7 protein-coding genes and 1 pseudogene are annotated in these 6,131 nt (G+C 41.4%); 4 read left to right on the top strand and 4 right to left on the bottom strand.

The features are described from left to right. Positions 1-20: 20 nt before the first annotated feature. The 4 genes from K8S13_RS15475 to K8S13_RS15460 are packed head-to-tail and all read left to right on the top strand — an operon-like array spanning position 21 to position 3,727. Positions 21-1,004, top strand: a complete 984-nt coding sequence (locus K8S13_RS15475) for a branched-chain amino acid ABC transporter permease LivH (protein ID WP_291463837.1) — start codon at positions 21-23, stop codon at positions 1,002-1,004. 24 nt (positions 1,005-1,028) lie between these two features. After that, the gene (locus tag K8S13_RS15470; RefSeq protein ID WP_291463834.1) at positions 1,029-2,231 is read left to right on the top strand and encodes a branched-chain amino acid ABC transporter permease; all 1,203 of its coding nucleotides are present in this window, start codon (positions 1,029-1,031) and stop codon (positions 2,229-2,231) included. Positions 2,232-2,235: 4 nt separating this feature from the next. Further along, a complete protein-coding gene (locus K8S13_RS15465; protein WP_291463832.1) occupies positions 2,236-3,027 on the top strand; it encodes an ABC transporter ATP-binding protein in 792 nt (263 codons plus the stop codon). Continuing rightward, a complete protein-coding gene (locus K8S13_RS15460) occupies positions 3,020-3,727 on the top strand; it encodes an ABC transporter ATP-binding protein (protein ID WP_291463831.1) in 708 nt (235 codons plus the stop codon). Before K8S13_RS15465 ends, K8S13_RS15460 begins: the two co-directional genes overlap by 8 nt. 85 nt (positions 3,728-3,812) lie before the next feature. Here the strand turns inward: K8S13_RS15460 and K8S13_RS15455 are convergent, their stop codons facing one another. From K8S13_RS15455 to K8S13_RS15440, 4 genes and pseudogenes are all read right to left on the bottom strand, one after another. Then, complete coding sequence (locus tag K8S13_RS15455) at positions 3,813-4,253, bottom strand: GNAT family N-acetyltransferase (protein WP_291463829.1); 441 nt, start codon at positions 4,251-4,253, stop codon at positions 3,813-3,815. Between the two features lie 14 nt (positions 4,254-4,267). Continuing rightward, positions 4,268-4,453, bottom strand: coding sequence for a DUF2080 family transposase-associated protein (locus tag K8S13_RS15450; protein WP_291463827.1), 186 nt, complete (start codon positions 4,451-4,453; stop codon positions 4,268-4,270). A 229-nt stretch (positions 4,454-4,682) separates the two neighbouring features. Next, positions 4,683-5,585 (bottom strand): DMSO reductase, encoded by a 903-nt coding sequence (locus K8S13_RS15445; RefSeq protein WP_291463825.1) that lies wholly within the window; start codon positions 5,583-5,585, stop codon positions 4,683-4,685. An 18-nt stretch (positions 5,586-5,603) separates the two neighbouring features. Then, a pseudogene (locus K8S13_RS15440) lies at positions 5,604-6,131 on the bottom strand (phenylacetyl-CoA:acceptor oxidoreductase subunit B PadB1); the annotation flags it as partial.

The following is a 6,131-nucleotide window of genomic DNA, read 5'->3' as shown; positions in this document are numbered from 1 at the left end:
GGAGTTTTAAATTAATTAACATGCGTCTGTTTACTATTATACTGGGTGTTGCAGTCGTCGGGGTACTTGGTTTTTTCGGTATCAAAGAGATTATTGCAGATCCTGTCTATTTTTTAGAACTATTCTTGGGAGGTCTTACAAGGGGCAGTATATATGCCTTGATTGCTCTTGGGTATACCATGGTTTACGGTATTATCGAGCTGATCAACTTTGCCCACGGTGAGATCTATATGATTGGTGCCATAACCGCTCTTATTGTTGCCAGTGTTCTGGGGCTGTGGGGATGGAACTCTGCCGTTATCGTTATTCTTGCCTTTGTTTTTGCCATTGTATATTCCTGTGCCTATGGGTTCACCGTTGAAAAAATCGCCTACAAACCTTTGCGAACCGCTCCAAGGCTTTCTGCCCTCATCTCTGCCATTGGAATGAGTCTGTTTTTACAAAATTATGTCATGCTTGCCCAGACACCTGAATTTTTACCATTTGAAAGTCTGATCCCTGATTTTAAATTCTGGGAACCGGTTGCCCATATCATCACTGCTGTTGAGATGACCATTATTGTTACCACTGTCATTGTCATGATTCTTTTGGGAATGCTGATTAAATTCACCAAAATCGGTAAGGCCATGAGAGCAACTTCCCAGGATAAAATCATGGCAGCTCTGGTGGGCATAAATGTAAATAGAGTCATTTCCACCACCTTTGTTGTCGGATCAGCCACCGCAGCCATCGGTGGTGTTTTAATTGCCTGCCATGTGGGCCAGATAAACTTTTTTATCGGGTTTCTGGCAGGACTTAAAGCATTTATTGCAGCCGTTCTAGGCGGAATAGGAAGTGTTCCCGGCGCTGTTTTGGGAAGTCTTGTATTGGGTATTTCAGAAAGTATGTTTACCGGCTATTTCTGGAGTGAGTATGAAGATGTATTTGCCTTCAGTATTCTTGTAATCATCCTGATATTCAGGCCATCCGGCATACTTGGCAGAAAAGAGACATCTAAAGTTTAACCACCATTAGTTTGAAAGTTGATTATGGTTACAAAAAAAGAAATCAAGCTGTCATTTATTATTGCTTTATGGTTTATGGTGCTGACCTTCCCGATCATGGTCATAAAAGTCAACACCATAAAACATATTGTGATCTTCAGATGGGACAACCTTCTGTGGACGGGAATTGTCTGTTTTTTTTCCTCCCTTATCTGGAATTATTTTTTACGAATCAAAGAGGAAAAAAATAAATCAGATACGAAGGATGATATTCCCATTGTTCACAGGCTGCTTCAAAATGAAAAATTTAAGATTCCATTCCTTGCAGCAATTGGGTTATTTGCCCTTGCCTACCCCTTTGTATTTTCCATGTATCATACCAGTATCCTGATTTCGGCACTGATCTATGTGATGCTGGGACTGGGCCTGAATATAGTTGTGGGGCTCGCAGGACTTCTGGATCTTGGGTATGTTGCCTTTTATGCGGTGGGTGCCTATGCCTATGCCCTTTTAAACCTGCATTTCGGCTTAAGTTTCTGGGTGGTTCTGCCCATCAGCGCCCTGCTGGGTACTATCTTCGGGACCCTGCTGGGGTATCCTGTACTGAGACTGAGAGGCGATTATCTGGCCATTGTGACTTTGGGATTTGGTGAAATCATCAGGATTATCCTTGAAAACTGGGATGATTTTTCCAATGGTCCAAGGGGTATCTCCAATATTCCAGCACCCTCCTTTTTCGGTCATCAGTTTGGTCAGCATGATTCCGTCATTTACATTTATTTTATTGTTATTGCTTTGGTACTGTTAACTATATTTTTTGTCAGCCGGCTTGAGAATTCACGGATCGGACGGGCCTGGATCGCTTTACGGGACGATGAAATTGCCTGCCAGGCCATGGGCATTGATAAATTCAAAACCAAGCTGACTGCTTTTGCCCTTGGAGCAACCTGGGCAAGTCTTGGCGGGGTAGTATTTGCTGCAAAAACCTCTTATATCAACCCCATGTCCTTTACAATATGGGAATCCATTACTATCCTGTGTGTTGTTGTGATAGGTGGGATGGGATCTGCCATTGGTGTTATTGCCGGTGCCCTTGTACTGATTCTGTTGCCGGAATACCTAAGAGCAGTTGCCGAATACAGGATGCTTGTATTTGGCGCACTCCAGGTAATTGTGATGGTATTCAAACCGGAAGGGCTTATTCGAAGTGTCCGTAAAATATATAAATTTGAAAGAACAGAAGAATAAATTTATGGAACCTATACTCAATGTAAAAAACCTCACAATGAACTTTGGAGGCTTAAAAGCTCTGGACAATGTAAACATTGCAGTTGAGAAGGGACAGATCTCTGCCCTCATCGGCCCCAACGGTGCTGGTAAAACAACATTTTTCAACTGTATTACCAGTATTTATCCGCCCAGTGAAGGCTACGTGGATATTACGCCTCCGGGTAAACCGACCCAGAGATTAAACGGGCTGAAAACCAATATTGTAACGGAAAGGGGCCTTGCACGAACCTTTCAGAATATCAGACTTTTCGAAGGTATGACTGTTCTTGAAAATGTCATGATTGGAAGACACTGCAGGCTGAAATCAGGAATCATCAGTGCCATGCTTAAACCTTCCAGCCAGAAGAATGAAGAAAAAAAAGCCGTTGCCGACTGTTATGCAATCCTTGAGAAAATAGGTCTTGATCAATATGTTAACGAAATGGCAGTCAACCTGCCCTATGGTGCCCAGCGCCGTCTTGAAATTGCAAGAGCCCTTGCCACAGAACCGTTTTTGCTGCTTTTAGATGAACCGGCTGCCGGCATGAATCCTCAGGAGACAAAAGAGCTGGATGAGTTAATCATCTGGCTGAGGGATAATGAAAATTTATCCATCTTGCTGATTGAACATGATATGAAACTTGTCATGAGCCTGTCGGATAACATTCATGTTGTGGATTACGGCAGGAAAATTGCCGAAGGCACACCTGAAGAAATAAAGTCTAATCCGGACGTAATCAAAGCCTATCTTGGAGACGATTCTGAAGATGCTTAAATTAAAAAATATACACACATATTATGGAAATATCCATGCACTCAAAGGAATTGACCTTGAAATTTCCGAAGGAGAGATTATTTCTCTGATCGGAGCCAATGGTGCCGGGAAATCAACCACCTTGATGACCACCAGTGGTATTGTTCCTGCCAAACAGGGCACTGTTGAATTCAAAGGCCGGGATATCACCCATATGCCTCCTGATGATATCGTTAAACTGGGGATCTGTCAGGTGCCGGAAGGCCGGAGGATATTTCCATTACTTACTGTGGCTGAGAACCTTGACATGGGTGCTTTTCTGCGGAATGACACTGATGGAATAAAAGAAGATTTTCAATATGTTTACAGCCTTTTCCCCATTCTTAAGGACAGGAAAAATCAGGTCGGCGGCACCTTAAGCGGCGGTGAGCAGCAGATGCTGGCCATTTCAAGGGCCTTGATGTCAAGGCCAAAGGTGCTGCTCCTTGATGAACCGTCCCTTGGACTTGCCCCCATCATTTTCAAACAGATTTTCAGTATTATTAAAAAAATTAATGAAGAACAAAAAACCACTATTTTTATTGTTGAGCAGAATGCAAACCTTGCTCTAAAAGCAGCTCACCGCGGATATGTAATGGAAAATGGTATGATTACCATAACAGATACCGGTAAAAATCTGCTGGTCAACGAAGATATTAAGAAAGCATACCTGGGCATATAATATAACAACCTCTTATTAAAATATACAAAAACCCTTAGTGAAGGAATTCTCCAAGGGTTTTTTAACGGTCAGGTTAAAACTTGATTTATAATTTCTTTTTAAGGTTGATGAACTCGCTTCTCTCAAATCCAAGTTTTTTGAAAAAGGAAAGCACATCAGTGGAATCCCAGAGAACAGACGAGTATATATTTTCAATCCCTTTATTTTTATAGATGTCACAAATTTCTCTGGCAAGTGCAAGGCCGATACCCTGCCCCATAAAATCCGGATGGACCCCAATGGCCATGATCCAGGCACTCTTTTTTATCCCAAATCCTGCCAAAAGGCTTGTGCTGATCATATACCCAGCCACTTCCCCGTTAATTTCTGCCACCAGGCTTGACTTGTCCGCGCTCTCAGATATCTGCTGCTCAATTATTTTTACAAAATCAACCTGGGCATCTTCTTCTGAGATGGCCTTTCTTATATTTTGAATTGCCGCTGCATCATTAAGAGTGATTTCTCTTATGTTAACCGTGTCTTCCACAAGATCCTCCATTGTTATTCTACTTTTATGATCTTCACGATATGTCCGACCCAGTTAGGCGGAAGATAGATTCTGCCGCTGTTTCCACTGGATTTCACTTCTTTCTCAATCATCTCTTCACCATAAACCTCAAACTTTACCTTTGTCTGAGACATGGATTGATTTTCTGTACTTTTTTCTTTTTTCTCTTTATCTACCATATAACATCCTATTTTTACAAAAAAAATGTTTGATACTGATTGTTTTATTCATGGTCATTTTTTTTTGTGTAAAGCACCTTTAACAATAAATAGCTAATTTTCGTCTATTATGTAGCCAGATTATATCTTTTTATGGATATTTTCAACAGCAAACTTATTCGTCCTGAAAATAAAAAAAGGACAGGAAAGAAACAATATTCTTGCCTGCCCTTTTTTAAGAAGCAATAGTTTATATCAACGGCGTATACACCGCACTTTTCATTATAACATACCGCATGGCAAGGTCTCCTGCAAACACAGAAGCCAATCTTAAAAAGATCAGAAAGCCATTGGTATCCCCACCCCACATGATCAGGGTCAGAATCAACGGAAGGACAATGCCAAGTCCCAGCACACCAATTAAGGAAATTTTTGAATACTCCCCGGTTATCAGTGATTTAATAGACTCTTTTCCGATCTCATTGCTGTGCCAGGTTCCCCAGACATAGAGCAGAATGCAAAGAAAATAGACAAAGAAAAATACTTCTGCCCATACCTCCATTCCTGATGCAAGAGCCGCAGATCCTGAAACAGCAAACATGAACTGCAGAATCTGATGGCCGATCCATACCCCTGAAATAACGGACAATGGCAGGACCATTGTTGAACTCCAGGCCGGAAGTGCTCTGATGACATTCATTGTGGCGAATCCATGGGAAATAATTAAGAGGCACAAAATTCCCATGATGCAGTTAAACACAATATTAAAACTGCCTGCCGTCACAATCTGTAAAAATCCCAAAGCGGCAAAAATACCAATGATCCAGATACCCCGGGATAACTCCGATGTACTGGGCTTCATGATCATCCGCCAGGCTCTCAACGGCATACCAAGATAGAGCACATGAATCACACCGCCAAGGATCAGAGTAATCAGCCAACCCAGAATAAGCCCTGCTTTGTATTCATAAAAAAGCGACACAAAATAGAGACCTGCTCCGATTTCAGAGAAAAAAAAGGCCAACCAGAGAAAAATGCCTTTGTCATCAATCCATTCCCGCTGACGGGTGGGCTGTATCATCCATTCATAGGGTTTAATCCCACTGCCGTTAGAAGGAAACATAATTTCTTCAAGCTCATTTGTTTTTTTCATAATTGTTCAATCCTCCTTTTAGCCTTTGTAAATTTTAACAGCAACAGACGTTTCAATGTTTCCGGTGATGGGATCATAGTGTTTCAAGTATGATGGAAGCAGTTTACAGAAATTACTTCCCTTACCTTTGGCAATAGGTCTTTTGTCTGCCCATAAACCACCTTGTCCGCAAACGCCGAGAACTTTTGGATGCTGTGCTTCCATTGTTTTTACAATACCGTTTTCTTTTGTTCCATATTTATTTTCCATCCAGATAATATCGCCGTCTTTGAATCCTTTTTCATCTGCCAGGCCTTTATTTAATGTAATTGTAAACGTATAAGGGCTCATCTGGCTGACTTCATCAATCAAAGGATTTTGAAATGTTGAGTTATTTGTGTGGAGAATATCACGATAGGAAAAAGCCAAGAGATCATATTCATCATCAAGTTCTTTGTGAGACGTTGGCCAGAACCAGTTAGCTAAAGGTCCATATTGATCCATGTCCATTTCAAGTTCAAACCCGGTATCTTTCATGATCTTTTCAGCAGCTCTTCTGTCATGGAT

It is taken from the genome of Desulfobacula sp. (assembly GCF_021107415.1).
This window is presented reverse-complemented; position numbering and strand designations above follow the sequence as displayed.

Coding starts and splice junctions, on each gene's coding strand:
- K8S13_RS15460 (WP_291463831.1), top strand. CDS start 3,020: ATGCTTAAATTAAAAAATATACACACATATTATGGAAATATCCATGCA.
- K8S13_RS15465 (WP_291463832.1), top strand. CDS start 2,236: ATGGAACCTATACTCAATGTAAAAAACCTCACAATGAACTTTGGAGGC.
- K8S13_RS15475 (WP_291463837.1), top strand. CDS start 21: ATGCGTCTGTTTACTATTATACTGGGTGTTGCAGTCGTCGGGGTACTT.
- K8S13_RS15450 (WP_291463827.1), bottom strand. CDS start 4,453: ATGGTAGATAAAGAGAAAAAAGAAAAAAGTACAGAAAATCAATCCATG.
- K8S13_RS15470 (WP_291463834.1), top strand. CDS start 1,029: ATGGTTACAAAAAAAGAAATCAAGCTGTCATTTATTATTGCTTTATGG.
- K8S13_RS15445 (WP_291463825.1), bottom strand. CDS start 5,585: ATGAAAAAAACAAATGAGCTTGAAGAAATTATGTTTCCTTCTAACGGC.